The sequence below is a fragment of the Allobosea spartocytisi genome (assembly GCF_014764685.1).
Classification (GTDB): Bacteria; Pseudomonadota; Alphaproteobacteria; order Rhizobiales; family Beijerinckiaceae; genus Allobosea; species Allobosea spartocytisi.
On sequence record NZ_JACXWY010000013.1, the window covers coordinates 38,190 to 64,213 of the forward strand.

Here is a 26,024-nt window from a genome sequence, read left to right on the forward strand (position 1 = left end):
GCTTCCTTCCTCAGGGGATCTCACCCATGGCCAAGTCCGGCAAAAATCCCGCAACCAAGACAGCCCCTGCCGCCAGGGCGGTGGCGAAGACATCGGCTCCCGCGAAAATCGTCAAGTCGAGCAGAATCGAGCTGGCATCGAACACCAAGGCGAAGGTCGTGGGGCTGCTCAATGAGCGCCTTGCCGACGGCATCGATCTGGCGCTGGTGACCAAGCAGGCGCATTGGAATCTGAAGGGGCCGGGCTTCATCGGCGTCCATCTGATGCTCGACGGCTTCCGTGCCGATCTCGACGAGCATGTCGACACCGTGGCCGAGCGCATCGCCCAGCTCGGCGGCATTGCGCTCGGAACCGTGCAGACGACGGCCGATGCGACGTCGCTCAAGCCCTATCCGACGGATATCGTCCCGGTTCAGGACCATCTCAAAGCGCTGATCCAGCGTTACGCGGATGCCGGCAACAAGGTGCGCGAGGCGATCGATGCCTGCGACGAGGCCGGCGATGCCGATTCCGCCGACATCCTCACCGCCTATTCCCGCATGCTCGACAAGTCGCTCTGGTTCCTGCAGTCGAACCTCGCCTGAGGTCCATGCTGGCCTTGCAGGGTGCGGCGCATCATCGAAAACGTTGACGCGCGGCCCGTGCATGGGCTCTTAAGGGCCGAGACCTTTTGGCCCGTGATTTTTCCGGCCGGGGCAGGTTCCCCGGCCTTTCTGCGTTCGAGCGATGCGATGATGGACAAGACTTTCGAGCCGGCAGCCGTCGAGGCCCGGATCAGCAAGGCCTGGGACGAGGCCGGAGCCTTCAAGGCGGGCAGGGGAGCTCAGCCTGGCGCGGAGCCCTATTGCATCGTGATCCCGCCGCCGAACGTGACTGGCTCGCTGCATATGGGCCACGCGCTCAACAACACGCTGCAGGACGTGCTCTGCCGCTTCGAGCGCTTGCGCGGCAAGGACGTGCTCTGGCAGCCCGGCACCGACCATGCCGGCATCGCGACCCAGATGGTCGTCGAGCGCAAGCTCGCCGCCGAGAACAAGACCGACCGCCGCACGATGGGCCGCGAGGCCTTCCTCGCCGAGGTCTGGAAGTGGAAGGAGGAGTCGGGCGGCACGATCGTCAACCAGCTTCGCCGCCTCGGTGCCTCCTGCGACTGGTCGCGCGAGCGCTTCACCATGGATGAGGGTCTGTCGGCCGCCGTCCTCAAGGTCTTCGTCAGCCTGCACAAGCAGGGGCTGATCTACCGCGCCAAGCGGCTCGTGAACTGGGACCCCAAGTTCCAGACCGCGATCTCCGACATCGAGGTGCTGCAGATCGAGAAGAACGGCTCGTTCAAATGGGAGCGCGGCAGCGAGGAGGCCTTCGACCCGGCCAAGCTCGACAAGGTGCTGAATCGCGACCCGAACGGCCATCTCTACTATTTCAACTACCCGCTCGAAGGTGCGACCTACGACGCGGACGACGCCTCGACCTTCATCACCGTCGCGACGACGCGCCCGGAGACGATGCTGGGCGACACCGGCATCGCCGTGCATCCGGACAACGAGACGATCGGCCATCTGATCGGCCGCAAGGCGGTGCTGCCGCTGGTCGGCCGCATCATCCCGATCGTGCCCGACGATTACGCCGACCCGGAGAAGGGCACCGGCGCGGTCAAGATCACACCGGCGCATGACTTCAACGATTTCGAGGTCGGCAAGCGCCACCAGCTCGACGTCGTCAACATCCTCGACGGCGAGGCGCGCATCCTGCTCGCCGGCAACGAGGATTTCCTGGCCGGCGCCAAGCCGGACGGCGAGACGCTGGCGCTCGACGGGCTCGACCGCTTCGTGGCCCGCCGCCGCGTCGTCGCGATGATGGCCGAGCGCGGCTTCCTGGCGAAGGTCGAGCCGCACGGCCATACGGTTCCCCATGGCGACCGCTCGGATGTCGTGATCGAGCCCTGGCTCACCGACCAGTGGTATGTCGACGTCAAGCCGCTGGCGGAGCGCTCGATCAAGGCGGTCCAGGATGGCCGCACCAAATTCACGCCCGAGAACTGGACCAAGGTCTTCTACGACTGGCTGGAGAACATCGAGCCCTGGTGCGTCTCGCGCCAGCTCTGGTGGGGCCACCAGATCCCGGCCTGGTACGGGCCGGATGGCGAGGTCTTCGTCGCCGAGTCGGAGGCCGAGGCGCAGACGCTCGCCATGGCGCATTACGGCGACACCGTTGCGCTGACGCGCGACGAGGACGTGCTCGACACCTGGTTCTCTTCGGCGCTCTGGCCGTTCTCGACGCTGGGCTGGCCCGAGCAGACGGCCGAGCTGAAGCACTATTACCCGACGGCGACGCTCGTCACCGCCTTCGACATCATCTTCTTCTGGGTCGCCCGGATGATGATGATGGGCCTCAACGTCATGGACGAGGTGCCGTTCAAGGACGTCTACATCCACGCCATCGTTCGCGACGAGAAGGGCGCGAAGATGTCGAAGTCGAAGGGCAACGTCATCGATCCGCTGGTGCTCGTCGACCAGTACGGCGCCGATGCGCTGCGCTTCACCCTGGCGGCGATGGCGGCGCAGGGGCGCGACATCAAGCTCAGCACCCAGCGCGTCGAGGGCTATCGCAACTTCGCGACCAAGATCTGGAACGCCGCGCGCTTCGCCGAGATCAATGGCTGCGCGCGGGCGGAAGGCTTCGATCCGGCCAATGTCAGGCAGCCGCTCAACCGCTGGATCCTCAGCGAGGCGGCGCAAGCGGCCGAGGACATTGCCGCCGGCATCCCGAGCTTCCGCTTCAACGAGGCGGCGGGCGCGGCCTATCGCTTCGTCTGGAACCAGTTCTGCGACTGGTATCTCGAACTTGCCAAGCCAGTGCTGCAGGGCGAGGGCGTCGACGCCGCCGAGAAGGCTGAGACGCAGGCGACGGTGGCTTACATCATCGACCTGATCTGCCAGCTCCTGCATCCCTTCATGCCCTTCCTGACGGAAGAGCTCTGGGCCCAGAAGGCCGGGGCCGGCGCGCCGCGCAAGCTCGCCGCCAGCGATGACGCGCTGGTCTGCCTCACGCGCTGGCCGGATCTCTCCGGTCTCAAGGACGCGGCGGCAGAAGCCGAGATCGGCTTCGTCGTCGACCTGATCTCGGATATCCGCTCGGTCCGCTCCGAGGTGAACGTGCCGGCCGGCACGCAGGCGCCGCTCGTCCTCGTCAACGCCTCGGCCGCGACGCGCGCGACCATCGAGAGCTGGCGGCCGATGATCGAACGGCTCGCCCGCGTCTCCGACATCGCTTTCGAAACGGCGGCTCCGGCGCAGTCGGCCCAGATCATCGTGCGCGGCGAGGTCGCGGCGCTGCCGCTGGCCGGCCTGATCGATCTCGAAGCCGAGCGCTCCCGCCTGACCAAGGAACTGGCCAAGCTCGACCAGGACATCGCGGTGGTCGAGAAGAAGCTCGGCAACCCCGATTTCATGGCCCGCGCGCCCGACGAGATCGTCGAGGAGAATCGCGAGCGCAAGGCCGCGGCGGAAGCGCGCAAGACGAAGATCGCGGAGGCGCTGGCGCGGCTGGCCTGACCCGCCACCGCATTCCGGCCACCGCTGCGTCTTCAAATTGACGTTACCGTAAGAGAGGACTCGCCTTCTCCTTGGACATCGCTTAGATGCGCATGGCGCAACTCCGCCATGCGCGATATGGCGGCAATTCGGATCGGCTGATCAGGACCCATGCTGAAGCGGGCTTATGACTGGTGTGTTTCCTACGCCTCGCACCCGGCCGCTCCCTGGCTGCTCTTCGCGCTGACCTTCGTCGAGAGTTCGGTCAGCCCGCTGCCGCCCCTGCCATTGCTCCTGCCGATGTGCATCGCCAGGCCGGATCGTGCCTGGTTCTACGCCGGAATCTGCTCGCTCGGCGCCGTGCTCGGCGGCTATCTCGGCTACGCCATCGGCGCGCTGCTCTATGAATCGGTCGGGGCCTGGCTGATCGGGATCTACGGGCTGCAGGACAAGGCCGCGCATCTCATCGCCACCTCGCAGGATTACTGGTTCTGGGTGCTCGTCACCAAGGGCCTGACGCCGATCCCCTTCAAGATCGTCACGATCATGTCGGGCTTCCTGCATTTCGACCTGTGGAAGTTCACGGTCGGCATGGTCGTCTCCCGCGTCACCTTCTTCCTGATGATCGCGGTGGCCCTGCGCTTCTATGGCGACGACATCCGCATCTTCATCGAGAAGCACCTGCCGCTGGCGGCACTGACCCTACTGGTGGTTGTGGTCGGCGGCTTCTTCGTCCTGCCGATGGTGCTCTGAAGCGCGTCGCTCCACCGCCGCATCGGCCTTTTCGTGTCATCGCTGCAACACTGTGGCGGGAACGCTCCCGGCGCCATGTCCATGCCCGGGCTCGCCGCGAAGCCGCCACAAAGAGCGCCCAGCACAAGGGCACGTTAAGTCTTTGAGATATAGACAAATTGAAACTTCGTGGGGCCGTGGATCGCAATATCCCGGCCGAAATCGGGGTTTCGAGGCCGGCGTTGCGATCGGCCTGATCGGCGTGGCATTTTCCGGCCGGGCTGGTCTGGGAGGACAGGGCGAGTGGCGATGGACGGGCGTGTGTATGACAAGTCGAGGCTGCCGAGCCGCCATGTGAGCGTCGGCCCGGCCAAGGCCCCGCACCGCTCCTATTATTACGCGATGGGCATGACCGCGAAGCAGATCGCGCAGCCCTTCGTCGGCGTCGCCTCCTGCTGGAACGAAGCCGCCCCCTGCAACATTTCGCTGATGCGCCAGGCCCAGGCCGTGAAGAAGGGCGTCGCCTCCGCCGCCGGCACGCCGCGCGAGTTCTGCACCATCACCGTCACCGACGGCATAGCCATGGGCCACCAGGGCATGAAGTCGTCGCTGGCCTCGCGCGAGGTCATCGCCGATTCGGTCGAGCTCACCATGCGCGGCCATTGCTATGATGCGCTGGTCGGCCTCGCCGGCTGCGACAAGTCGCTGCCCGGCATGATGATGGCGATGGTGCGCCTCAACGTGCCTTCGATCTTCATCTATGGCGGCTCGATCCTGCCGGGCACCTTCAAGGGCCGCCCCGTGACCGTCCAGGACGTGTTCGAGGCCGTCGGCAAGCATTCGGTCGGTGCGATGTCCGACGAGGACCTGCAGGAGCTCGAGGAGGCGGCATGCCCCTCGGCCGGCTCCTGCGGCGCCCAGTTCACCGCCAACACCATGGCGACGGTCGCCGAGGCGATCGGCCTGGCGCTGCCCTATAGCTGCGGCGCTCCGGCCCCCTACGATGTCCGCGACACCTTCTGCTACACCGCCGGCGAGATGGTGATGGAGCTGATCGCGCGGAACATCCGCCCGCGCGACATCGTCACCCGCAAGGCGCTGGAGAACGCCGCAATGGTCGTCGCCGCGACTGGCGGCTCGACCAATGGCGCGCTGCACCTGCCGGCGATCGCGCATGAATGCGGCATCGATTTTGACCTGTTCGAGGTCGCCGAGATATTCAAGAAGACGCCCTATATCGCCGATTTGAAGCCGGGCGGAAAATACGTCGCCAAGGACATGTTCGAGGTCGGCGGCATTCCGCTGGTGATGAAGAGCCTGCTCGATGCCGGCTATCTTCACGGCGACTGCTTGACCGTGACCGGCCGCACCATCGCCGAGAACATGGCCTCGGTGAAGTGGAACGACCAGCAGGACGTCGTCTACCGCGCCGACAAGCCGATCACGGTGACCGGCGGCGTCGTCGGCCTGCGGGGCAATCTCGCGCCCGAGGGCGCCATCGTGAAGATCGCCGGCATGCCGGAGGACCAGCTCGTCTTCACCGGCCCGGCGCGCTGCTTCGACCGCGAGGAGGATGCCTTCGAGGCGGTCAGGAACCGGACCTATAATGTCGGCGACGTCCTCGTCATCCGCTACGAGGGCCCCAAGGGCGGCCCCGGCATGCGCGAGATGCTGTCGACCACCGCGGCCCTCTACGGCCAGGGCATGGGCGACAAGGTAGCCCTCATCACCGACGGCCGTTTCTCGGGCGCGACTCGCGGTTTCTGCGTCGGCCATGTCGGGCCTGAAGCCGCCGTCGGCGGCCCGATCGGCCTGATCCGCGACGGCGACATCATCGAACTCGACGCCATCACAGGAAAGCTCGCAGTCCGCCTTTCTGATGCCGAACTTGAGGAGCGTCGTAAGGACTGGAAACCGCGGAAGACCGACTACAATTCCGGCGCGCTGTGGAAATACGCGCAGACGGTCGGCTCCGCCAAAGGCGGCGCCGTCACCCACCCAGGAGGGGCGGCCGAAACCCATTGCTATGCGGATATCTGACGTCACCATAGCTTGCATGTTGCTGATGCTTGGCGGCCCCCAGGTCGCCCGGGCACAGGACTATGCCAATGGGCAGCCCATGCTGCCGCCGAGGCCGATTCCCGGAATCGCTCTCCCGGAACCCGATTCCTCGCGCCCGACCTCGCCCGACACGGCCACGATCGCGCCGGCTCCGAACACGCCGATGGCGCATTCAGCCCTGCCGCTCGTCCCCTTCAACAGCGCGCGGGACGCGCTGCGCGCCTGGATGCGCGACTCCTCCGCCGGGGATCAGGTCGGTGCCGTCCGCGCACTCGAATACGCCGCCTCGCAGGGGCATCTCACCGCGCAGTACAAGCTCGGCCGGATGTATGCCGGCGGCGAAGGCGTCCCGACCAACGATCTCAAGGCCTTCGAATATTTCTCGAAGATCGCGGATGAAAATGCCGACGCCATTCCCGGCACGGCGGACGGCCGCATGGTCGGCAGCGCCTTCGTGGCGCTCGGCAGCTATTTCATCGACGGAATCAAGGGCAGCTATGTGAAGCCCAATCCCGACCGCGCCTTCGACATGTTCAACTACGCGGCTTCCTATTTCGGCGACCCGGACGGCCAGTACAATCTGGCGCGGCTCTATATGAAGGGGCAGGGTACCGCCCGCGATCCGCGTCAGGCGGCGCGCTGGATGAAGCTCGCTGCCGAGAAGGGCCATGCGCCGGCCCGCGCCGCCTTCGGCGAGATGCTGCTGCGTGGCGGCGAGGGCGTGCCGCGCCAGCCTGTGCTCGGCCTGATGTGGCTCGCGCTGGCCCGCGAGAGCGCCGATCCGGCGCGCGAGGCCTGGATCCTCGAGCGCAACGATGCCGCCTTCGCGTCGGCGTCGCCGGCAGACCGTACGGCCGCCCTTGCCCTGGTGGAGCGCCAGCAGGTCGCAACCGGCGCCAGCCCGAGCCGCGGCGCCGGCCGGCCTTAGAGCCTCTTAATTCAACTCGATCATCACCGGCACATGGTCCGACGGCTTCTCCCAGCCGCGGACATGCTTGGCGATCTTCACCCCGGCGAGCCTGTCGGCCGCCTGCGGCGACAGCAGCAGATGGTCGATGCGGATGCCGTTGTTCCGCTGCCAGGCGCCGGCCTGATAATCCCAGAAGGTGTAAAGTCCGCCGGCTTCGGTGGTGCTGCGCAAGGCTTCGGTCAGGCCCAGATTGAGAAGCTCCCGGAAGGCGGCGCGTGTCGGGGGCAGGAACAGCGCATCGCTGACCCAGGCCGCGGGGTCGCGTGCGTCACGGGGCTCGGGGATGACGTTGTAATCGCCGGCCAGCACCAGCGGCTCCTCGTGCTCCAGCAGCATTTCGGCATGCGCCGTGAGCCGCTTCATCCAGCCGAGCTTGTAGGGATATTTCTCGGTGTTCGGCGGGTTGCCGTTGGGCAGGTAGATCGAGGCCAGCCGCACCACGCCGTTGCCCAGCGGCAGCACGCCTTCGAGATAGCGCGCCTGCTCGTCGCCCTCGTCGCCGGGCAGGCCGCGGCGCACATCTTCGAGCTTGCTGCGGCTGAGGATCGCGACGCCATTGAAGGTCTTCTGGCCATGCGTCTCGACCTGCCAGCCGGCCGCCTCGATCTCGGCCCGCGGGAAATCGGCATCGAGGCATTTGATCTCCTGCAGGCAGAGCGCGTCCGGCTCGGCCTCCTTCAGGAAATCGAGCAGATGGCCGAGCCGCTGGCGGACCGAGTTCACGTTCCAGGTGGCGATGCGCACGAGATGCTCCGGTATCAGGCAGGCCGCAGATAAGCGGAATCGCAATCGCGATGGCAAGCCGCTTTCCACCGCAAACAAAAACTCCCCGCATCGCTGCGGGGAGCCATTGATTCCCGGTCGGGTTGTCGGGCCCTGTCAGGGGCAGGCGCGGACGACACCGCCCGAGGCGATATAGGTTCCGGTCTCGGGATTGTAGGACCGGAAGCGGCGCGAGCAGTAGGCGACCGCGTCGGTGTCCTCGACGCTGTAGCCATAGGCACGCGGAACGGGCGGAGCATAGACCACCGGCGGCGCGACATAGACCGGGGCCGGCTCGTAATAGACCGGCGGGGGCGGGGCAGCCAGCGCACCGGCCGCCAGAGCACCGCCAATGACACCGGCGGCGATGCCGGCGCCGATGGCCGGTCCGCGGCGGTAGCCACCGTAATAGCGGGGGCCGTAATAGCCATAGCGGCGCCATTGCACGGTCTGGAGCAGGCCGGCATCCGCCTTGGCCGAGGCGACCGCGGCAGAGGCCGGCGCCAGCGGCGCCGCGGTGGCGGGAGCAGCGAGAGCGGCGCAGCCGGCGAGGGCGGCGGCGACGGCAAACGTCCTGATCATGGCGAAACTCCTTTACTGTCCCGTGCGAGTGGAACTTCGCATGTCCCCCCGATTGGGCGTGATTGTAGCGATTTATCGAGCCGGCGGAAAGACTAGTCCGCAATCCCGGCGTAAATGCGCCGTCACAACATTGTGGCTGTTGAGGCTCGGAGCCTCATCCGGCGTCTTGCGTCGACGGGTTTTCCTCGCCATCTAGCGCTTCGCCTCACAGAAACCTCCTCATGCATTCGAAGGATCAGGACCCTACCATGGCCCAGACCGGCAGCTCGCCCTCCCGTTCCGCCCCGCCTGGCGCGATGAAGCCCCTGCCGGCGCTGATCTTCAGCTCCCGCTGGCTGCAGCTGCCGCTCTATATCGGCCTCATCGTGGCCCAGTGCGTCTACGTCTTCCTGTTCCTCAAGGAGCTCTGGCACCTCGTCACCCACGCCTTCGACTTCAGCGAGCAGCAGATCATGCTGGTCGTGCTGGGACTGATCGACGTGGTGATGATCTCGAACCTGCTGATCATGGTGATCGTCGGCGGCTACGAGACCTTCGTCTCACGGCTGCGGCTGGAAGGCCACCCGGACCAGCCGGAATGGCTGAGCCACGTCAACGCCAGTATCCTCAAGATCAAGCTCGCCATGGCGATCATCGGCATCTCGTCGATCCACCTGCTCAGGACCTTCATCGAGGCCGGCAATATCGGCGGGCTCGGCCGGACGACGAACTACACCGAATCCGGCGTCCTGCTGCAGACGCTGATCCACGTCGTCTTCATCCTGTCCGCCATCGGCATCGCCTGGGTCGACCGGATGACGGCCCATCCCAGCAAGGGGCACTGAAGCGGCACGCAAGACCGCAAAAGAAAACCGCCCGGCTGCTTCCAGCCGGGCGGTTCGCATGCGGCAGTCTTACTGCCCGCGCCCGCTGCGCGCGGCGAAGCGGATCGCTTCCTCGGCCGCCCGGAACAGGGCCTTGGCCTTGTTGATGCACTCCTCCTGCTCGGAGGCCGGGTTCGAATCGTAGACGATGCCGGCGCCGGCCTGGACATGCATCCTGCCGTCCTTCACCACGGCGGTCCGCAGCACGATGCAGGTGTCCATTTCGCCATTCGCGCCGAAATAGCCGATGCAGCCGGCATAGGCGCCGCGTGCATCGCGCTCCAGCTCGTCGATGATCTCCATCGCCCGCACCTTCGGCGCGCCCGAGACGGTGCCCGCCGGGAAGCCGGCGATCAGGGCAGCCAGCGAATCGTGCTTCGGGTCGATCTTGCCCTCGACGTTCGAGACGATGTGCATCACCTGGCTGTAGCGCTCGATGAAGAAGGAATCGGTGACCTTGACCGTTCCGATCTCCGCGACGCGCCCGACATCGTTGCGGCCGAGATCGAGCAGCATCAGGTGCTCGGCGCGCTCCTTCGGATCGGCGAGCAGCTCCGCGGCGAGGGCGTCGTCCTCGGCAGGCGTCGCGCCGCGCCGGCGCGTGCCGGCGATGGGGCGGATCGTGACCGTGTCGTCGCGCCGCCGGACCAGAATCTCGGGGCTCGAGCAGACGATCTGGAAGCCGCCGAAATCGAGGTAGCAGAGGAACGGCGCCGGGTTGACGCGGCGCAGCGCCCGGTAGAGCGCGAAAGGCGGCAGCGCGAAGGGGGCCTCGAAGCGCTGCGACAGCACGACCTGGAAGATGTCGCCGGCGCGGATGTACTCCTTCGCCTTCGCCACCATGTCGAGATACTCGGCCTCGCTGGTGTTCGAGGTCGTGACCGGCTCGGGCAGATTGGCGATGTCGATGTCAGCCTCGGCGGGCAGGGCGCCTTCAAGGACACGGACGACGCCGTCGAGCCGCTCCTGGGCGCTCTCATAGGCGTGCCGCGCCGCGATGCCGGGCTGGTGACGCACCGGCGTGACGATGTGGATCTCGTCGCGCACGGCGTCGAACACGACCATCAGCGTCGGCCGGCTCAGGATCGCGTCGGGAACGCCGGTGCCGGTCTCCTTCGGCTCGGGCAGGCGCTCCATCAACCGCACCATGTCGTAGCCGAGATAGCCGAAGACGCCGGCCGCCATCGGCGGCAGCCCTTCCGCCTCGGGGATCGCGCTTTCGACCAGCAGCGAACGCAGGCTCTCGAAGGCCGGGCGCGGATCGTCGAGGAAGGCGTCGCCGAGCGCAGGCCGGCACATCGCGGCCTGCCCCTGATGGCAGCGCCAGATCAGGTCCGGCTCCAGCCCGATCATCGAGTACCGACCGCGAACGGCGCCGCCCTCCACCGATTCCAGCAGGAAGGCCGGCCCGGAGGTGGCGTGCCGCAGCTTCAGGAAGGCGGCGACCGGCGTCTCGCAATCGCCGACCAGGACTTGCCGCAGGAGCTGCGGTGCGCCCGTTTCGTAGATCTGCGCGAAGCGCTCGAATTCGTCGAGGTGCTGCATCGTCAATTCTGCACCCCGCCAGTGGCGTTGCGGAACGCCGCGTCATTGATGCTCACGCCGAGCTTGGCCTGGCGCTCGGCGACATATTGCAGCAGGAGCCCCTCGCTCAGATTGGCGGAGAGCAGGCGGACGAAGTTGTCCGCCTCCTGCGTCGTGCGGATGTAAGGCGGCACCGTCGCCGAATCGACCTTGAACAGGATGCGGCCGCCATCGGCGCCGGCCGCCGAATTGGCCTTGCCGGCGACCGTGCCGAACACCTGGGTGACGACGTTGGCCGGCAGATCGGTGCGCTGTTCCTGTCGCCCGATGCCGGCGGCCGTCTCCATCGTCAATCCGCTCGACGCCGCGACCGTCGCGAAGGCCTCGCCCTTGTCGAGCCTCTGGACGAGCTCGCGCGCCTTGGCCGAGAGCTTGTTCGCGGTCTCGTCGGCGCGCCACTGCGTCGCGACCTCGCCCTTGACCTCGTCAAAGGAACGGTCGCGGGACGGGTCGATCTTGGCGATGTCGAACCAGACATAGCCGGCGTTCTGGGGCAGGCGGATCGCCTCGTTGTCGACGCCGATATCGGAAGCGAAGATCGCGCGCAGCGTCGCATCGCCGCCGGGCAGGGCGGCTTCCTGGGCGCCGTCGGGCTTGGTCATGCCCTGGCTCATCGGGCCGACGACACGCAGCTCGAGGTTGAACTGCTTGGCGATCTCCGCCAGCGGCTTCGCCGAGGCGCGCTCATCCTCGATCTTGTCATGCAGCTCGGTGATCCGGCTCGAGGCACGGCCCGCCGCGATCTCCTTCTTCACCTCTTCGGCGACCTCCTCATAGGGGCGCACATGCTGGCTATCGACCTTGGTGACGCGCAGCAGCACGGTCCCGAAGGCGCTCTGCACGGGGGCGCTGACGGCGCCTTCCTCCAGCGCGAAGGCGGCCTCGCGCACGGCGGGGTCGAAGATCTGCTCGCGGGTGAAGGTGCCGAGCGTGAGGTCCTTGAAGGCGACGTTCCGCTCGGTCGCGATCTCGTCGAAGGTCTCGCCACCGTCGATCTTGGCTTTGGCGGCCTGTGCCTCCTCGGCATTCGGGAAGGGGATCTGCTCGACGGTGCGCGTCTCCGCCGTGGTGAAGCGCTGCGCTTTCAGCGCCTCGTAGCGTGCCTTCGCCTCGTCATCGGTGACCTTGGCCGGGTCGGCGACGGCATCGGACGTGATCGCGAGCACGGAGGCGGTCCGGTATTCCGGGGCGCGGAAAGCAATCTTGCGCTCGTTGTAGAAGGCCTTGAGCTGGTCCTCGGTCGGAGCGGCGATCTCGCCGGCAGCGCTCGCCGGCATGCGGGCGAAGGCGACGGCGCGCTTCTCGTTGCGCAGACGGTTGCCGATCTCCTGCAGGGCGACCGGGACGGTGAAGCCGCCGCTGATCATCTCGGCGATCTGCTGGCGCAGGATGGTAGCGCGCTGGAGCGCGACATAGCTCTGCTCGCTATAGCCGTTCGAACGCAGCAATTCGTTGAAGCGCGCCGCCGAGAACTGGCCGGACGCGTCGCGGAAGACCGGGTCGTCGAAGATCAGGTTGCGGATCGTGTCGTCGGAGACGGCCAGGTGCAGGTTCTTGGCCGTCTGGTCGAGCGTCGCCTCGCTGACGAGCCGCGAGAGCACCTGCCGGTCGAGGCCGAGCGCGCGCGCCGTCTCCGGCGAGATCTGCCGGCGCTGCTGGCGGATCAGGTTCTGGAGGTCGTTCTGATAGGCGGTGCGCATCTGCTCGATGCTGATCTCGGTCTTGCCGACCCGCGCGACCTCGTTGCGGCCATAGCCACGGAAGATGTCGCCCACGCCCCAGATCGCGAAGGCGAGGATCAGGACGCCGAACAGGACGCTGATGACGAGCTTGCCGAGCAAACCCTGACTCGCCTTGCGGATGCCCTGCATCATCATGGAAGCTGTCTTTCCCTGAACCCGTTCGTGGCGCGGAGACGGGCCCGCGCGCGTTTTTGTCGGCGCTGCTTATAGGAACCGGCGGCGAAAGCCGCAATCGCCGCGGCGGCTTCGTGTTTCCGGTTCACATGAGATTGCGGCGCCAGCCGGGCATTGATAGAGCCCGGACAGCACAATTTCCGGAGGAACGACGTGACGCGCAGCATCAGGCCGCTGGTAGCCGGCAACTGGAAGATGAACGGGCTGAAGGCCGATCTCGCCATCGCGACGGAGGTCGCCCGCGGCTATGACGCCTCGCTCAAGGCCGCCGTCGACCTCGCGATCTGCCCACCCTCGACACTGCTGTTCACCGCCACTGCCGCGCTGATCGGCTCGCGCATCGCGACAGGCGGGCAGGATTGCAGCGTTCAGCCCGCCGGCGCCTTCACCGGCGAGGTCTCGGCCGCGATGCTGGCCGATGCGGGGGCGAGCTTCTGCATCGTCGGCCATTCCGAGCGGCGCACGCTCCATGGCGAGGACAACGCCACCATCCGCGCCAAGGCCGAGGCCGCGCGCAAGGCATTGCTCGTGCCGATCATCTGCGTCGGCGAGACGCAGGGCGAGCGCGAGGCCGGCAAGGCGCTGGCCGTGGTGCGCCGGCAGCTCAAGGGCTCGGTGCCGGAAGGCCTCGACGCCGCAAGCCTGGTCATCGCCTATGAGCCGGTCTGGGCGATTGGCACGGGCCTGACCCCGACGGCAGCCGATGTCGCCGAGATGCACGCCGCGATTCGCAGCGACCTGGCGCGGATCGTCGGCAAGAACGCCGCAGCCGGCGTCCGGCTGCTCTATGGCGGCTCGGTGAAGCCCTCGAACGCGGCCGAGCTGATGAATGTCGCCAATGTCGACGGCGCGCTCGTCGGCGGCGCCAGCCTGAAGGCCGAGGAATTCCTGGCGATCGCGCGCGCCTGCGCCTGAACCCGAGAGGAGGCGATGCGGGCCTTCTCCGGCGTCAGCGCGAGAAGAGAAGCGACGAAGCAATCCAGGGGGATCGTGTTGAAGCGTTTGACCCAGTCTTCTGGATTGCTTCGCTCCGCTCGCAATGACGTGGGCAGGCCCGGACAGAAAACTCTCAATTCTGAGGCGACAAAGGCATGGTCAGAAGGCCAACAAATACGAGAGCGAACAATCCAGCGGCGATGATGTAGGTCGTCTTCCAATCCGGGAGGAGAAGAAATCTAAACGGAAATAGAAATCTGTGCAGCAATAGCGATCCAGATATGGCGGACGCGAAAACTAGAGATAAAACCACTCTCTGCGCGTCGATGACCGTTCCATCTGGCGGAAATAACAATGCAGACGCAATCACCGCGAAAAATAAGAACAGAATTATGTGCTGGACGCTGGGCATCGTCATACCAGGCTGATGAAATCCGGCTTCAGCATACTGACGGTGCGTAAATTTTTGCCGCGCAAAGGAGGCTGCATCACAGGATGCAGGCGGGTTCTTTCGCATCAGTCTCGGGCGCTCCGTTCATGAATTTTGATTTTGCGGGTGGTGCCGGCGGAAGCCCCGTGCTATCTGCGCCGCCGAATTCGCCTCGACCTTTCGAGGAGGAGCGGGTAGCCCTTGCGGCGGCCCGCGCCATCCCCATTTCGTGAGATCATGCAGAACGTTCTCATCGTCATTCATCTGATCATCGTCGTCGCGCTCGTCGGCGTCGTGCTGCTGCAGCGCTCCGAAGGCGGCGGGCTCGGCATGGGTTCCGGCGGCGGTGGCGTCGGCGGCTTCATGACCGGGCGCGGCCAGGCGAACGCGCTGACCCGGGCGACGGCGATTCTCGCCGGCCTGTTCTTCCTGACCTCGATCGTGCTCGCGATCATGGCCACTCAGGGCCGCGTGCAGCGTTCGATCATCGACGGCGCCCCGGCGACGACGGCTCCGGTCACTCCGGGCCAGCCCGCCGCGCCGAACGCCCCGAGCGCGCCCAATGCCGGCGGCGTGCTCGATCAGCTCCGTCAGCTCCAGAACCAGACGCAAGGCGGCGCGCAGCCGCCGACCCCGGCGCCGCCAGCGGCACCGCAGCAGTAACCAGGGCAGGGCCGGGAAACCGGCCCTTCTCTTTTGTGTGGAGACGGGCCGGGCGACCGGCCCTCTCTTTTGTGGACAAGCGCGCAGAGCAAGGCGGGACTGCACTGCATGCGCTTAGCGAATCGAACCCGTGGCGATAGAGGTGAACTCCCATGACGCGGTATGTTTTCATCACCGGCGGCGTGGTGTCCTCGCTTGGCAAAGGCCTGGCGGCGGCGGCTCTCGCAGCCCTTCTGCAGGCACGTGGCTACAAGGTCCGCCTGCGCAAGCTCGACCCCTATCTCAATGTCGATCCGGGCACGATGAGCCCGTATCAGCACGGCGAGGTCTTCGTCACCGATGACGGCGCCGAGACCGACCTCGACCTCGGCCATTACGAGCGCTTCACCGGCCGGCCCTGCAACAAGGGCGACAACATCACCACCGGCCGCATCTACATGGACATCCTGACCAAGGAGCGTCGCGGCGAATATCTCGGCGCCACGATCCAGGTCGTCCCGCACGTCACCAATGCCATCAAGGAGTTCATCCTTTCCGGCAATGAGGGCTACGACTTCACGCTGGTCGAGATCGGCGGCACGGTCGGCGACATCGAGAGCCTGCCCTTCCTCGAGGCGATCCGCCAGGTGAACCAGCAACTGCCGCGCGGGCAGTGCATCTTCATCCACCTGACGCTGCTGCCCTATATCCCGACCGCCGGTGAGTTGAAGACCAAGCCGACCCAGCATTCGGTCGCCGAATTGCGCTCCATCGGCATCCAGCCCGACATCCTGCTCTGCCGCACGGACCGCGAGATCCCGCGCGAGGAGCGCCGCAAGCTCGCGCTGTTCTGCAATGTCCGCGAGACCGCCGTGATCGAGGCCCGCGACGTCGCCTCGATCTACGACGTGCCGCTCTCCTACCATGCAGAAGGGCTCGACAACGAGGTGCTCGCCGCCTTCGGCCTCGACGCCTCGAGCGAGCCGGACGTCACGAACTGGAAGCATATCTCCGACCGGGTAAAGAACCCCGAGGGCGAGGTCACCATCGCCGTCGTCGGCAAATACACCGGCATGAAGGACGCCTATAAGTCCCTCATCGAGGCGCTGACCCATGGCGGCATCGCCAACAACGTCAAGGTCAATCTCGACTGGATCGAGTCCGAGGTCTTCGAGAAGGAGGACCCGGCGCCGTTCCTGGAGCATGTCCACGGCATCCTGGTGCCCGGAGGCTTCGGCCATCGCGGCGCCGAGGGCAAGATCAAGGCCGCGACCTTCGCCAGGCAGCGCAAGGTGCCCTATTTCGGCATCTGCTTCGGCATGCAGATGGCCGTGATCGAGGCGGCGCGCTCGCTCGCCGGGATCGAGGCGGCAAGCTCGACCGAGTTCGGCGAGACCAAGGAGCCCGTCGTCGGCCTGATGACGGAATGGCTGCGCGGCAACGAGCTGGAGCAGCGCGCGGCCGGCGGCGATCTCGGTGGCACCATGCGGCTTGGCGCCTACGCCTCCGTCCTCTCGCCGGACACCAAGATCGCGAAGATCTACGGCTCGACCGAGATCTCGGAACGCCACCGCCATCGCTACGAAGTCAACATGAACTACCGCAAGCGGCTGGAAGAGCAGGGCATGCGCTTCAGCGGTGTCTCGCCGGACGGGCTCTTGCCCGAGACGGTGGAATATCCGGACCATCCCTGGTTCATCGGCGTGCAGTACCACCCCGAGCTGAAGTCGCGCCCCTTCGAGCCGCATCCGCTCTTCGCGAGCTTCGTCGAAGCGGCCGTGGTGCAGAGCCGCCTGGTCTAATCGCTGTCGAGGGCAACCGCCGCCCAGGGATGGCGTTGCTCCTCGAAGACCACCTTTCGCGGGGCGGGAAATGCCGGATCGGCGAAGGCGCCGACCGCCACGGCGATCATCTCCGGCCTGCGAGCCGGCTCCCAGAAGACCGTGCTGCCGCAGGCCGGGCAGAAATGATGCAGGACGCGAAAGCCGCTATCGGCAGGGCGGTCATAGTCGGCATGATCCCCGGACACGGCGACGGCCTCCCGCGCGAAGAAAGCCGCCACGCCATAGGCGCTGCCCGTTCGCCTCTGGCATTCACGACAATGGCACAGGGCGACGATGGCCGGCTCGCCCCGGCAGGTGACTCGCAACTGGCCGCAGCTGCAACAGGCTTCCCGGATCTTCATGCGGCGCATCCTCGTTTTAGATGACGGCTGACGCAGCTTTTTCGGCTAGCTTCGCTGGTGCCCGACAATGCCTCACCTATGATGAGGCTGCGAGGCATCGGATGGACTGGGGGGCGGGGGCATGACGATCTCGATGGCGGGCTTGCCCGCGTTCCTTCTCTATTTCGTCGTCGGCGCGGCGCTGATCGCGGCCTTCGCCGTGATCTATCTGCGCATGACGGCCCATGACGAGATCGCCCTGATCCGCGGCGGCAATCTCTCGGCCGCGATCGCGCTGGGCGGCAACCTCATCGGCTTCACCGTGCCGCTCGAAAAGGCGATCTCGCAGGCCAGCAGCATCCCGGACTGCGTGCTCTGGGCCGTCGCGGCGATGCTGGTCCAGTTCGCGGCCTATGGTCTCGCGCGGATCGTCATCCCGGAGCTCTCGCGGAAGATCGCGGAAGACCGCCTGCCATCGGCCGCGATGCTGGCGGTGATCGCGGTGATTTCGGGTACGCTGGCCGCAGCCAGCATGACGATCTGAGGGCATGCCATGAAGCGCTCGACACAGATCGGGCTGGCCGCGGTCGGGGTCGTGCTCGTCGCCTCGTTCTGGCCACGCTCCAGCGAGGAAACCCAGGAAAGCCTCGTCTATAACAGCCTGAGCGATTGCCGCGCCGGCGGGCAGCTCAGCGCGCAACAATGCGAGACCGCCTTCTCCGAAGCGACCGCCGCACGCCTCAAGGATGCGCCGAAGTTCAACAACCAGAACGAATGCGAGGCGCAGTACGGCGCCAATGGCTGTTCCAGCGCCAGCATCGGCGGCGCCCAGTATTTTGTCCCGGCGCTCGCGGGCTTCATGCTGGCGCGGGGCCTGGCCGGTTCGCAGGCGCAGCCCCTGCTGCCGCCGACAACCGCCGCTTGCCCGCCGGGCTCCGCCCAGCCGGAATGCCAGCAGGCGCGTGCCGCCGGCTCCTCTTCCTCGTCATCCGGCGGCGGCGGCTCCTATGGCAGCAGCAGCTCCTCGAGCAGCAGCCGCTCGCGCGCCTATTCGACGACGACCGGCGGCAGCGTCGCGGTGTCGCCGACGAGCACCCGCGGCGTGAGCACGACGACCAGCGTCTCGTCGCGGGGCGGCTTCGGCTCCATCGCCCGTTCCTTCTCCTCGCATTCCTCGTCCTGAGATGCGTCGCGTCACGCTTCCACCCCGTCCCGACTGGGCCGCGCAGGTCGAGCGGCTGGGCTTCGCCTTCCACACCATCGACGGCGAGACCTATTGGGACGAGAGCGCCGCCTTCGCCTTCACGCTGGAGGAGATCGAGCGCGACATCGAGGCGCCGACCGAGGCGATCGAGGAGCTCTGCTTCGCCTTCATCGAGAAGGCACTCGCCAGCGAGGAGATCCTGACCAGCCTCGCCATCCCAGCCGCGCATTGGGACTATATCCGGCGGAGCTGGCAGAGCGGCGAGCGCAATCTCTATGGCCGGCTCGACCTCGCCTATGACGGGCATGGGCCGGCCAAGCTGCTGGAATACAACGCCGATACGCCAACCGCCCTGTTCGAATCGAGCGTCGTCCAGTGGGACTGGCTCGAGCAGGCGATGGCGCGTGGCGCGCTTCCCCCCGGCAGCGACCAGTTCAACTCCCTGCACGAGCGGCTGATCGCGGCCTTCGCCGGCCTGCGCACGCCGTCGCCCTATCGCCTGCATCTCACCTGCGTCGAGGGCAGTGCCGAGGACAAGGGCACGGTCGACTATCTGACGGATTGCGCCGTCCAGGCCGGCCTCGATGCGCGTTTCACTTATATCGAGGAGATCGGCCTGCTCACGGACGGGCGCTTCTGCGACGGCGCCAACCAGCCGATCGAGACCCTGTTCAAGCTCTATCCCTGGGAATGGCTGTTCCGCGAGCGCTATGGCGAGGCGCTGGCCGGCTCGCGCTGCCAGTTCATCGAGCCGCCCTGGAAGGCGCTGCTCTCCAACAAGGGCCTGCTCGCCTGCCTCTGGGAGATGGAACCGGGCCATCCCAACCTGCTGCCGGCCTTCTTCGAGGGCGACCCGCGCTGCGCGACGCTGTCGGCCCGCCGCGTCCGCAAGCCGCTCTATTCGCGCGAGGGCGCCAATGTCACGCTGATGGAGCGCGACCGCGTCCTCGACAGCGACGACGGCCCCTATGGCGCGGAGGGCTATGTCCTGCAGGATGCCGCGACCAATCTCTTCTCTGCCGGTGGCAATTACGCGGTGCTCGGCTCCTGGCTCGTCGCCTCGCAGGCCTGCGGACTTTGCGTCCGCGAGGATGCCTCGCCGATCACGAAGAACACCTCGCGCTTCCTGCCGCACTATATCGAGCCGTGACCGCGACGCGACATGACCGCGCCGTGAAGAGTTGCTAGCCTTCCGGCCCGATAAGCCTGCCGAAAGAGTCTGCCATGCCTGCATCAGCCTCCACGCCTCGCGGCCTCGACCATCTCGTCATCGGTGTCCGCGATCTCGACGCGGCGGGAGCCTTCTACGAAAAGCTCGGTTTCAGGGTCGGTGCGCGCAATCGCCACCCCTGGGGCACCGAGAATCGGATCGTCCAGTTTCCCGGCTCCTTCCTCGAACTGGTGACGATCGCCGATGCGGGCGCGATCCCTCCAGCCGGCGAGCGGACCTTCTCGTTCGGCGCCTTCGTCCGCGACGCTCTGGCGGGGCAGGGCGAGGGGCTCTCGATGCTGGTGCTGGAAAGCACGGACGCCAAGGCCGACGCCGCCGCCTTCAAGGCTGGCGGAATCGGTGATTACGAACCCTTCTTCTTCGAGCGGCAAGGCAAGCGGCCGGACGGTTCGACGGTCAGGGTCGCTTTCGAACTCGCCTTCGCCGCCGATCCGAAGGCGCCGGAATGCGGATTCTTCGTCTGCCGGCAGCTCGAGCCGCAGAATTTCTGGAACCCGGCCTTCCAGCAACATCCGAACGGCGCCACGGCATTGTCGTCCGCGGTGATGCTGGCCGAGGACCCGGCGGCGCACCGCGCCTTCCTCACCGCTTTCAGCGGCGGGGCCGAGGTGCTCGAAGGCAACGAGGATTACGTGCTGGCGCTGCCGCGCGGGCGCCTCGACGTGCTCGATCCCGAAACCGCGCAGGGCGCCTATCAGGTCGAGCCCGATACGACGCCGGCGCGCTTTCTCGGCTTCTGCGTCGCGGTGCCGGATCTGGATGCGGTGGCGGAGCGGCTGACGGCTGCGGAGGTTCCGTTCATCCAGAACGAGGAGCGGCTCTTCGTGCAGGCGGAAGACGCCATGGGCTGCATGGTCGCCTTCGAGCCGGTCTGAACGGCTCAACGGAGAGCCACGACTTTCCGGCTGAAATCCCTCAGCCCTCATCCTGCGAGACGCCGCTGACGCGGCTCCTCAGGATGAGGGCCGAAGGGTGTGCCGGACCGACCTCTCAGGCCGCGTTCTCGGCGCGCTCCGCCGGCAGTGATGCGAGCAGCCCGATCAGCGCGCGGTCATGCAGCACGACCATGCGCTCCTTGGGCTTCAGCCAGATCACGGCGTCATCGACCGTCTCCGCATCGACGAGCTTGGCCTGCGCCACCGCGCGCTCGGGGTCGATCTCGCCGCGCCGGCGCGGATGGCTGTCGGGCAGCATCAGCTCATGCGCATGCCGAAGCTCGGGATCGGCATGGATCGCTTTCAGACCGTCGGCATCGTCGAAGCCGGCCTGGGCGAACTCTGTCTGCAATTCATTGGCGCGAAGGGCGACCGATGGCGGGTCGCCTTCCTCCGGCGTCAGCAGGAGCCCGCGGCGCTTCAGCCAGAGCCCGATGCCGAGCTGGCCCGAGGCCCATGACAGCGGGATCGCCAGGACGAGACCGACGATCGTCGGCGACATCCAGGCAAAGAGCGCAGTCGCGATCATGAAGGCCGAGAGGCCCGTCACCACGCCGAGAACCGTGTGAGTGCGATGCCGGCGGATGATGTCGTTGAGCGGGATCGAGCCGTCGTCGCGACGCTGCGGATTCCAGCCGGTGTCGCGCCCGAGCAGGATCTGGAAGACCGAACCCGACTGGATCAGCATCATGATCGGCGCGAAGAAGGCCGAGAACAGCACCTCGATCAGCGAGGACAGGATCAGCCGGATGGCGCCGCCGCCGGCCCGGCGCAGCTTGTTGTTGAACAGCGTCAGCAGGAGGCCGAACAGCTTCGGCGCCAGCAGGATCGCCATGGTCAGCGCGAACAGCCGCAAGGCGCGCTCGGGGTCGAACCGCGGCCAGACCGGGAAGAGCGTGAATTCCTGCGTGAAGTACTCGGGCCGCGCGTAGTTGACCTGCAGCACGATCAGGATACCGACGACGAGCTGCATCAGCCAGAAGGGCGAGGCGAGATAGCCCATGATGCCGGTGGCGAAATGCTGCCTCGTCGGCAGGACGAAGCCCTTCGCGCCGATGATGCGCGAATGCTGGAGATTGCCCTGGCACCAGCGCCGGTCGCGCACGGAGATGTCGATCAGCGAGGGCGGACTTTCTTCATAGGAGCCAGTCAGGTCCGGCAGCATGTAGACCGACCAGCCGGCGCGACGGATCAGCGCCGCCTCGACGAAATCGTGGCTGAGCACATGGCCGCCGAAGGGCGGCTTGCCCTTCAGGTCCGGCAGGCCGCAATGCTCGGCGAAGGCGCGCGTCCTGATGATGGCGTTGTGGCCCCAGTAATTGCCGTCGCGGCCCGACCACATGGCGAGCCCGGTGGCGATGACCGGGCCGTAGACGCGCGCCGCGAACTGCTGAAGCCGCGCGAAGAAGGTGTTGCGGTTGATGATCAGCGGCAGCGACTGGATGATACCGGCGTCGGGATCGTTTTCCATCGCGGCGGCGAGGCGCACGATGCAGCTGCCGGTCATCAGGCTGTCGGCATCGAGCACGATCATCTGCTCGTAATGCCCGCCCCAGCGCGTCACGAAATCGGCGATGTTGCCGGCCTTGCGGTGATGGTTCTTAGGCCGGTGGCGGTAATAGACCCGCGAATTCGGACCGAGCCGCTCGCGCAAAGCCAGGAAGGCGCGTTCCTCGGAGACCCAGATGTCGGGATTGGTCGTGTCGGAGACGATGAAATAATCGAAATGCTCGCCGAGCCCGGTCGCCTCGACGGATTCGCGGATCGCGGCGACCGCGGCGAAGGTCCGTGCCGAGGACTCGTTGTAGATCGGCATCACCACGACGGTGCGATGCTTCAGGCTTTCGGCCCGCTCGGCCCGTCCGACGCCGAACAGCACGCCGAAGAACCCGAGGAGCGCGCTGGTGAAGGCCAGCGCGATCCACGAGAAATTGATCGTGAACAGCAGGAGCAGGACGTACTGCAGCGAGGTCGTGCGGCTGACCGACACGACATGGTACATTTCCCAGGCGCCATAGGCCGTGAGCGCCAGCCCGCCGCCGAAGACGAAGAGGCGCTTCAGCCACGGCGTCTTCCAGTCGCGCGGAGCGGCCGGCTCGCGGCGGTCCGACGCCTTCCAGCTCCGGAAGGACTGCACGGGCATGACGAGGCGGCTCTCCGGCGGCGTCGCCGGCTCGCGCGAGACGAGTGCGCGCATGTCGGTGCCCGCGGCGCTGGGGCGGGGCGCGGTTACCACGTCCATCGGTCCAACCAGGTTTCAGAGACGGCCTGACCGCCTGCTTGCAGGACGAGCCGCAGCTCGCAGAGATTGTCGTTGCCGGGGTCGACCTCGAAGCCCACGCGCATCTGCTTGCGTTCGGGATAAGGCCAGAGGCGGATGTTCTGGATCGAGCCCGGAGCGGTCGAGACCGCGGCGCGGATCGCGGCTACGGTTGCGGCATCCCCCAGCTTGCCCCCGGTGAACTCGAGCAGGAAGCGGCGGCGGCGGCCTTGCGAGCCTTTGCCCTGTCTCATCCGGGTTACGACGGCGAGGTCCGGGCGATCCGGCGGTTGCCAGCACCAGGCCTGCCGATAGCTCATCGAGACTTCGCTGCCGGCGGCCAATGGCTGCTTCGGCCGCCAGTACATGATGATGTTTCTGTTCGCCTCGGAATCGCTGGGAATCTCGATGAGCTGGATCGAGCCCGCGCCCCATTCGCCGAGCGGCTCCATCCAGACGCTGGGCCTCAGCTCGAAGCGCTGATCGTCGTCCTGGAAGGCGGCCGCGTCGCGCTCGCGCTGCATCAGCCCGAAGCCCTTGGGATTCTGGTCGACGAAGGAGGAAACCTGGAGATTGGCCGGGTTGTTGAGCGGCCGGTAGATCCACTCGCCCGAGCCCGACTGCATCTGTACGCCCGAAACCTCGTAGATCGCCGGGCGGATGTCGTCGAAGGTTCGCCGGCTCTGCGGGCCGGAGAGGAAAATGCCGGTCGCGCAGCCGAAGCCGACATGGTCGAGCGCCTGACGCGCGAACAGCGTCATCTCGACATCCATGAAGGTGACGTCGCCGGGCCGAAGGGTCATCCGCACCGCGCCGCTGACGCTCTCCGAATCGAGCAGGCCGTGAATGACCAGCGCGGCGGTGGCGGGGTTCGGTCGTTCGATCCAGAAGGCGCGGAAGAAGGGGATTTCCTCGCCGCGCTGCTCGCCGGGCCGCAGGATCAGGGCGCGCGCCATCGCGCCGAAATTCTGCCCGCGGGCGAGGGCGCGGAAGAAGGTTGCGCCCTGGAAGCTCGCGACCTCAAAGGGGCGTTCCAGCCCCGCCGAGATTCGCATGCCGGAAAACTGTAGATCGGCATTGTCCGGGGGTGGGGCGACCCGCCCATAGTCGAACTTGCTCCGGTCGAAGGCGACCCGGCGCACCATGTCGTCCTCGACGGTGAAAAGGCTGACCGGGTTCGCGAAGACGTAGCCGCGATGCAGGGGCTCGACGGTGAAGCCGCGATTCTCGCCGGCCCAGATCGCGGCAGCGGGCTGCATCCGGATGCCGGAATACTGGTCGAAGGGCAGCGTGGCGTAGCCCTCGGGCAGATCCGTCGCCGTGAGCGGTATTAGCGGTTTTTGCGCCAGCATGCGCGCGGCATCGACGACCAGCGAAGGGTCGAAGCGCTGCCCGTCGGCGAGGCTGGGAATGTTGAAGGCTGCGGCGCCTGTCTGAGTTTGGGCGGACGCGGAAGCAGCCAGCGACGCCAGCGCTACGCCGCCAGCGGCGGCTTCCAGAAATTGCCTGCGATTCAATGACTTCGCCATGTGGTCCAAACTACGCGGACGACGCCCTCGTCCTCCGCGCTTCTAGAGCATTTCCAAGGCCGGTGAAAAGCGGTGGCGAGCGGAAAAATCTCGCCGGCCATGCTTTTGACGGATGCGGTTGCCGGTCGGTCGGCGGGCTATGTGCCGTTGGTCATGAGAATGGCCCCTTTTTATCGTGCGATGACTTTGGCAAATGCTGCCTGGATCGGCTATCCACGCGGCCTGCAATGCCATCATGCGATGAAACGACCGCGGATATCGCGGCTCGCACAGACAGGAAACGAGAAACATGACCGAAATGCAGCCCACCCGGTCCTGTCTCGCCATTGTTCTGGCAGCCGGCGAGGGAACGCGCATGAAATCGCAGCGCCCGAAAGTGCTGCACGAGGTCGGCGGACGGTCGCTGCTCGGGCACGCCCTCTCGGCGGTCGCCGAAGCCGGCGCCGAGGCTGCCGTGGTCGTGATCGGGCCGGACCGGTCGGAGGTCGGGCGCGAAGCCCAGCATTGGTTCCCCACGACCGAGCTCGCGATCCAGCAGGAGCGGCGCGGCACCGCCCATGCCGTTCTGGCGGCACGCGAGAGCCTGCGCCGCGGCTATGACGACGTCATCGTCGCTTTCGGCGATACGCCCCTGGTGCTGCCCGAGACCTTCGCCGCGCTGCGCGCCGGCCTGGCCGCGGGCGCGGCCGTCGTCGTGCTCGGCTTCGAGGCGCAAGACCCGACCGGCTATGGCCGGCTCATTGAGCGGAATGGTGAGCTCGAGGCCATCGTCGAGCACAAGGACGCGACGGAGCAGCAGCGCGCGATCACGCTCTGCAACGCCGGGCTGATGGCATTGTCAGGCGCTCGCGCGCTGGAGATTCTCGAAGCGATCGGCGACGACAACGCCCAAGGCGAGTTCTACCTGACCGATGCCGTCGCGGTCGCCCGTTCGCACGGGCTTTCCGCCACCGTGCTGCGCGCGCCGGAGAGCGAGGTCCACGGCGTCAACGATCGCGCTCAACTCGCTGTCGCCGAAGCCGAATTCCAGCGGCGCAAGCGCCTTGCCGTGATGGCGGAGGGGGCGACGCTGATCGCGCCCGAAACCGTCTTCTTCAGCTTCGACACGCAAGTCGGCCGCGATGTCCTGATCGAGCCCAACTGCTTCTTCGGCCCCGGAGTCAGCATCGCTGACGGCGCCGTGATCCATGCCTTCTCGCATTTCGAGGGCGCCGAGATCGGGCCCGCCGCCATGGTCGGCCCCTTCGCCCGCCTGCGCCCTGGCACGAAGCTCGCGGAAAAGGCCAAGGCCGGCAATTTCGTGGAGATCAAGGCCGCCGAGATCGGCGTCGGGGCCAAGGTCAACCATCTGACCTATATCGGCGACGCTTCGGTCGGCGCGGCAGCGAATATCGGCGCCGGCACCATCACCTGCAACTATGACGGCTTCCTCAAGTCCCGGACGACGATCGGCGCCGGCGCCTTCATCGGCTCCAATTCCGCGCTCGTCGCGCCCGTCACGATCGGCGACGGCGCCTATGTCGGCTCCGGCTCGGTCATTACCAATGATGTGGCTCCGGATGCGCTCGCCATCGGCCGCGGCCAGCAAGTGGAGAAGGCTGGCTGGGCCAAGAGGTTCCGGGAAGCCTCGCTCGCCCGCAAAGCGGCCAAGAAAGCGGCGGAATAGGTCGCGAATCGCGTCAAAGCGGCAAGT

General features: G+C 66.6%; 21 protein-coding genes. 14 read left to right on the top strand and 7 right to left on the bottom strand.

Annotated elements, in window-relative coordinates:
• Positions 1 to 26: 26 nt before the first annotated feature.
• The 5 genes from dps to IED13_RS19010 all read left to right on the top strand — a co-directional run bounded on the left by dps (position 27) and on the right by IED13_RS19010 (position 7,251).
• The gene (dps, locus tag IED13_RS18990) at positions 27 to 584 is read left to right on the top strand and encodes a DNA starvation/stationary phase protection protein Dps (protein WP_191125107.1); all 558 of its coding nucleotides are present in this window, start codon (positions 27 to 29) and stop codon (positions 582 to 584) included.
• Between the two features lie 147 nt (positions 585 to 731).
• Positions 732 to 3,551 carry a valine--tRNA ligase gene (locus IED13_RS18995; RefSeq protein ID WP_191125108.1) on the top strand — a complete coding sequence of 940 codons (2,820 nt, stop codon included), beginning with the start codon at positions 732 to 734 and terminating at the stop codon, positions 3,549 to 3,551.
• Positions 3,552 to 3,701: 150 nt separating this feature from the next.
• The gene (locus IED13_RS19000) at positions 3,702 to 4,283 is read left to right on the top strand and encodes a YqaA family protein (protein ID WP_191125109.1); all 582 of its coding nucleotides are present in this window, start codon (positions 3,702 to 3,704) and stop codon (positions 4,281 to 4,283) included.
• Between the two features lie 288 nt (positions 4,284 to 4,571).
• Entirely contained in the window at positions 4,572 to 6,302 is a 1,731-nt protein-coding gene (gene ilvD, locus IED13_RS19005) for a dihydroxy-acid dehydratase (protein WP_191125110.1), read from the top strand.
• Positions 6,303 to 6,318: 16 nt separating this feature from the next.
• Positions 6,319 to 7,251: a tetratricopeptide repeat protein gene (locus tag IED13_RS19010; protein WP_248312667.1), complete on the top strand. Its 933-nt coding sequence runs from the start codon at positions 6,319 to 6,321 to the stop codon at positions 7,249 to 7,251.
• 6 nt (positions 7,252 to 7,257) lie between these two features.
• Here IED13_RS19010 and xth read toward each other — a convergent pair whose 3' ends face one another.
• Together xth and IED13_RS19020 are read right to left on the bottom strand one after the other, a co-directional pair.
• Complete coding sequence (gene xth / locus IED13_RS19015; RefSeq protein WP_038367409.1) at positions 7,258 to 8,037, bottom strand: exodeoxyribonuclease III; 780 nt, start codon at positions 8,035 to 8,037, stop codon at positions 7,258 to 7,260.
• A gap of 135 nt (positions 8,038 to 8,172) precedes the next feature.
• Complete coding sequence (locus IED13_RS19020; RefSeq protein ID WP_038367408.1) at positions 8,173 to 8,637, bottom strand: BA14K family protein; 465 nt, start codon at positions 8,635 to 8,637, stop codon at positions 8,173 to 8,175.
• A 248-nt stretch (positions 8,638 to 8,885) separates the two neighbouring features.
• Between IED13_RS19020 and IED13_RS19025 the strand changes: the two genes are divergently transcribed.
• Positions 8,886 to 9,461, top strand: coding sequence for a TIGR00645 family protein (locus IED13_RS19025; protein ID WP_191125111.1), 576 nt, complete (start codon positions 8,886 to 8,888; stop codon positions 9,459 to 9,461).
• Positions 9,462 to 9,530: 69 nt separating this feature from the next.
• On the opposite strand, the gene trpE is transcribed toward IED13_RS19025, so the two are convergent.
• Together trpE and IED13_RS19035 are read right to left on the bottom strand one after the other, a co-directional pair.
• Positions 9,531 to 11,045: an anthranilate synthase component I gene (gene trpE / locus IED13_RS19030; RefSeq protein ID WP_191125112.1), complete on the bottom strand. Its 1,515-nt coding sequence runs from the start codon at positions 11,043 to 11,045 to the stop codon at positions 9,531 to 9,533.
• A gap of 2 nt (positions 11,046 to 11,047) precedes the next feature.
• On the bottom strand, positions 11,048 to 12,961 hold the full coding sequence (locus IED13_RS19035) for a peptidylprolyl isomerase (protein ID WP_248312668.1): 1,914 nt from the start codon (positions 12,959 to 12,961) through the stop codon (positions 11,048 to 11,050).
• 192 nt (positions 12,962 to 13,153) lie between these two features.
• On the opposite strand from IED13_RS19035, the gene tpiA reads away from it, so the two are divergent.
• The 3 genes from tpiA to IED13_RS19055 all read left to right on the top strand — a co-directional run bounded on the left by tpiA (position 13,154) and on the right by IED13_RS19055 (position 16,810).
• A complete protein-coding gene (gene tpiA / locus IED13_RS19040) occupies positions 13,154 to 13,915 on the top strand; it encodes a triose-phosphate isomerase (RefSeq protein WP_191125113.1) in 762 nt (253 codons plus the stop codon).
• Between the two features lie 688 nt (positions 13,916 to 14,603).
• Positions 14,604 to 15,029 (top strand): preprotein translocase subunit SecG, encoded by a 426-nt coding sequence (gene secG / locus IED13_RS19050; protein WP_038367399.1) that lies wholly within the window; start codon positions 14,604 to 14,606, stop codon positions 15,027 to 15,029.
• Between the two features lie 152 nt (positions 15,030 to 15,181).
• The gene (locus IED13_RS19055; RefSeq protein ID WP_112762204.1) at positions 15,182 to 16,810 is read left to right on the top strand and encodes a CTP synthase; all 1,629 of its coding nucleotides are present in this window, start codon (positions 15,182 to 15,184) and stop codon (positions 16,808 to 16,810) included.
• Here IED13_RS19055 and IED13_RS19060 read toward each other — a convergent pair.
• The gene (locus tag IED13_RS19060; RefSeq protein WP_191125115.1) at positions 16,807 to 17,193 is read right to left on the bottom strand and encodes a GFA family protein; all 387 of its coding nucleotides are present in this window, start codon (positions 17,191 to 17,193) and stop codon (positions 16,807 to 16,809) included. The genes IED13_RS19055 and IED13_RS19060 overlap by 4 nt on opposite strands.
• A 121-nt stretch (positions 17,194 to 17,314) precedes the next feature.
• On the opposite strand from IED13_RS19060, the gene IED13_RS19065 reads away from it, so the two are divergent.
• From IED13_RS19065 to IED13_RS19080, 4 genes are all read left to right on the top strand, one after another.
• Positions 17,315 to 17,716, top strand: coding sequence for a DUF350 domain-containing protein (locus tag IED13_RS19065; protein ID WP_133564245.1), 402 nt, complete (start codon positions 17,315 to 17,317; stop codon positions 17,714 to 17,716).
• Between the two features lie 9 nt (positions 17,717 to 17,725).
• Positions 17,726 to 18,355: a DUF1190 domain-containing protein gene (locus IED13_RS19070; RefSeq protein ID WP_142020919.1), complete on the top strand. Its 630-nt coding sequence runs from the start codon at positions 17,726 to 17,728 to the stop codon at positions 18,353 to 18,355.
• A gap of 1 nt (position 18,356) precedes the next feature.
• Positions 18,357 to 19,526, top strand: a complete 1,170-nt coding sequence (locus IED13_RS19075) for a glutathionylspermidine synthase family protein (RefSeq protein WP_191125116.1) — start codon at positions 18,357 to 18,359, stop codon at positions 19,524 to 19,526.
• 74 nt (positions 19,527 to 19,600) lie between these two features.
• Entirely contained in the window at positions 19,601 to 20,482 is an 882-nt protein-coding gene (locus tag IED13_RS19080) for a VOC family protein (protein ID WP_113252337.1), read from the top strand.
• 115 nt (positions 20,483 to 20,597) lie between these two features.
• Here the strand turns inward: IED13_RS19080 and mdoH are convergent, their stop codons facing one another.
• Together mdoH and IED13_RS19090 are read right to left on the bottom strand one after the other, a co-directional pair.
• Positions 20,598 to 22,784, bottom strand: a complete 2,187-nt coding sequence (gene mdoH / locus IED13_RS19085) for a glucans biosynthesis glucosyltransferase MdoH (RefSeq protein ID WP_081925618.1) — start codon at positions 22,782 to 22,784, stop codon at positions 20,598 to 20,600.
• Entirely contained in the window at positions 22,772 to 24,319 is a 1,548-nt protein-coding gene (locus tag IED13_RS19090) for an OpgD/OpgG family glucan biosynthesis protein (RefSeq protein ID WP_248312669.1), read from the bottom strand. The genes mdoH and IED13_RS19090 overlap by 13 nt, the downstream gene beginning before the upstream one ends.
• Positions 24,320 to 24,629: 310 nt before the next feature.
• Here IED13_RS19090 and glmU point away from each other — a divergent pair, with 310 nt between their 5' ends.
• Entirely contained in the window at positions 24,630 to 25,997 is a 1,368-nt protein-coding gene (gene glmU / locus IED13_RS19095) for a bifunctional UDP-N-acetylglucosamine diphosphorylase/glucosamine-1-phosphate N-acetyltransferase GlmU (protein WP_191125168.1), read from the top strand.
• Positions 25,998 to 26,024 lie beyond the last annotated feature (27 nt).

Excerpts from the sequence above, each read along its gene's own strand:
- IED13_RS19055 (WP_112762204.1), top strand. The coding sequence starts at position 15,182 with ATGACGCGGTATGTTTTCATCACCGGCGGCGTGGTGTCCTCGCTTGGC.
- IED13_RS19065 (WP_133564245.1), top strand. The coding sequence starts at position 17,315 with ATGACGATCTCGATGGCGGGCTTGCCCGCGTTCCTTCTCTATTTCGTC.
- IED13_RS19075 (WP_191125116.1), top strand. The coding sequence starts at position 18,357 with ATGCGTCGCGTCACGCTTCCACCCCGTCCCGACTGGGCCGCGCAGGTC.
- IED13_RS19080 (WP_113252337.1), top strand. The coding sequence starts at position 19,601 with ATGCCTGCATCAGCCTCCACGCCTCGCGGCCTCGACCATCTCGTCATC.
- IED13_RS19035 (WP_248312668.1), bottom strand. The coding sequence starts at position 12,961 with ATGATGATGCAGGGCATCCGCAAGGCGAGTCAGGGTTTGCTCGGCAAG.
- ilvD (WP_191125110.1), top strand. The coding sequence starts at position 4,572 with ATGGACGGGCGTGTGTATGACAAGTCGAGGCTGCCGAGCCGCCATGTG.
- IED13_RS19020 (WP_038367408.1), bottom strand. The coding sequence starts at position 8,637 with ATGATCAGGACGTTTGCCGTCGCCGCCGCCCTCGCCGGCTGCGCCGCT.
- mdoH (WP_081925618.1), bottom strand. The coding sequence starts at position 22,784 with ATGGACGTGGTAACCGCGCCCCGCCCCAGCGCCGCGGGCACCGACATG.
- IED13_RS18995 (WP_191125108.1), top strand. The coding sequence starts at position 732 with ATGATGGACAAGACTTTCGAGCCGGCAGCCGTCGAGGCCCGGATCAGC.
- dps (WP_191125107.1), top strand. The coding sequence starts at position 27 with ATGGCCAAGTCCGGCAAAAATCCCGCAACCAAGACAGCCCCTGCCGCC.
- IED13_RS19010 (WP_248312667.1), top strand. The coding sequence starts at position 6,319 with ATGTTGCTGATGCTTGGCGGCCCCCAGGTCGCCCGGGCACAGGACTAT.
- IED13_RS19000 (WP_191125109.1), top strand. The coding sequence starts at position 3,702 with ATGCTGAAGCGGGCTTATGACTGGTGTGTTTCCTACGCCTCGCACCCG.
- IED13_RS19025 (WP_191125111.1), top strand. The coding sequence starts at position 8,886 with ATGGCCCAGACCGGCAGCTCGCCCTCCCGTTCCGCCCCGCCTGGCGCG.
- secG (WP_038367399.1), top strand. The coding sequence starts at position 14,604 with ATGCAGAACGTTCTCATCGTCATTCATCTGATCATCGTCGTCGCGCTC.
- IED13_RS19070 (WP_142020919.1), top strand. The coding sequence starts at position 17,726 with ATGAAGCGCTCGACACAGATCGGGCTGGCCGCGGTCGGGGTCGTGCTC.
- trpE (WP_191125112.1), bottom strand. The coding sequence starts at position 11,045 with ATGCAGCACCTCGACGAATTCGAGCGCTTCGCGCAGATCTACGAAACG.
- glmU (WP_191125168.1), top strand. The coding sequence starts at position 24,630 with ATGCAGCCCACCCGGTCCTGTCTCGCCATTGTTCTGGCAGCCGGCGAG.
- IED13_RS19060 (WP_191125115.1), bottom strand. The coding sequence starts at position 17,193 with ATGAAGATCCGGGAAGCCTGTTGCAGCTGCGGCCAGTTGCGAGTCACC.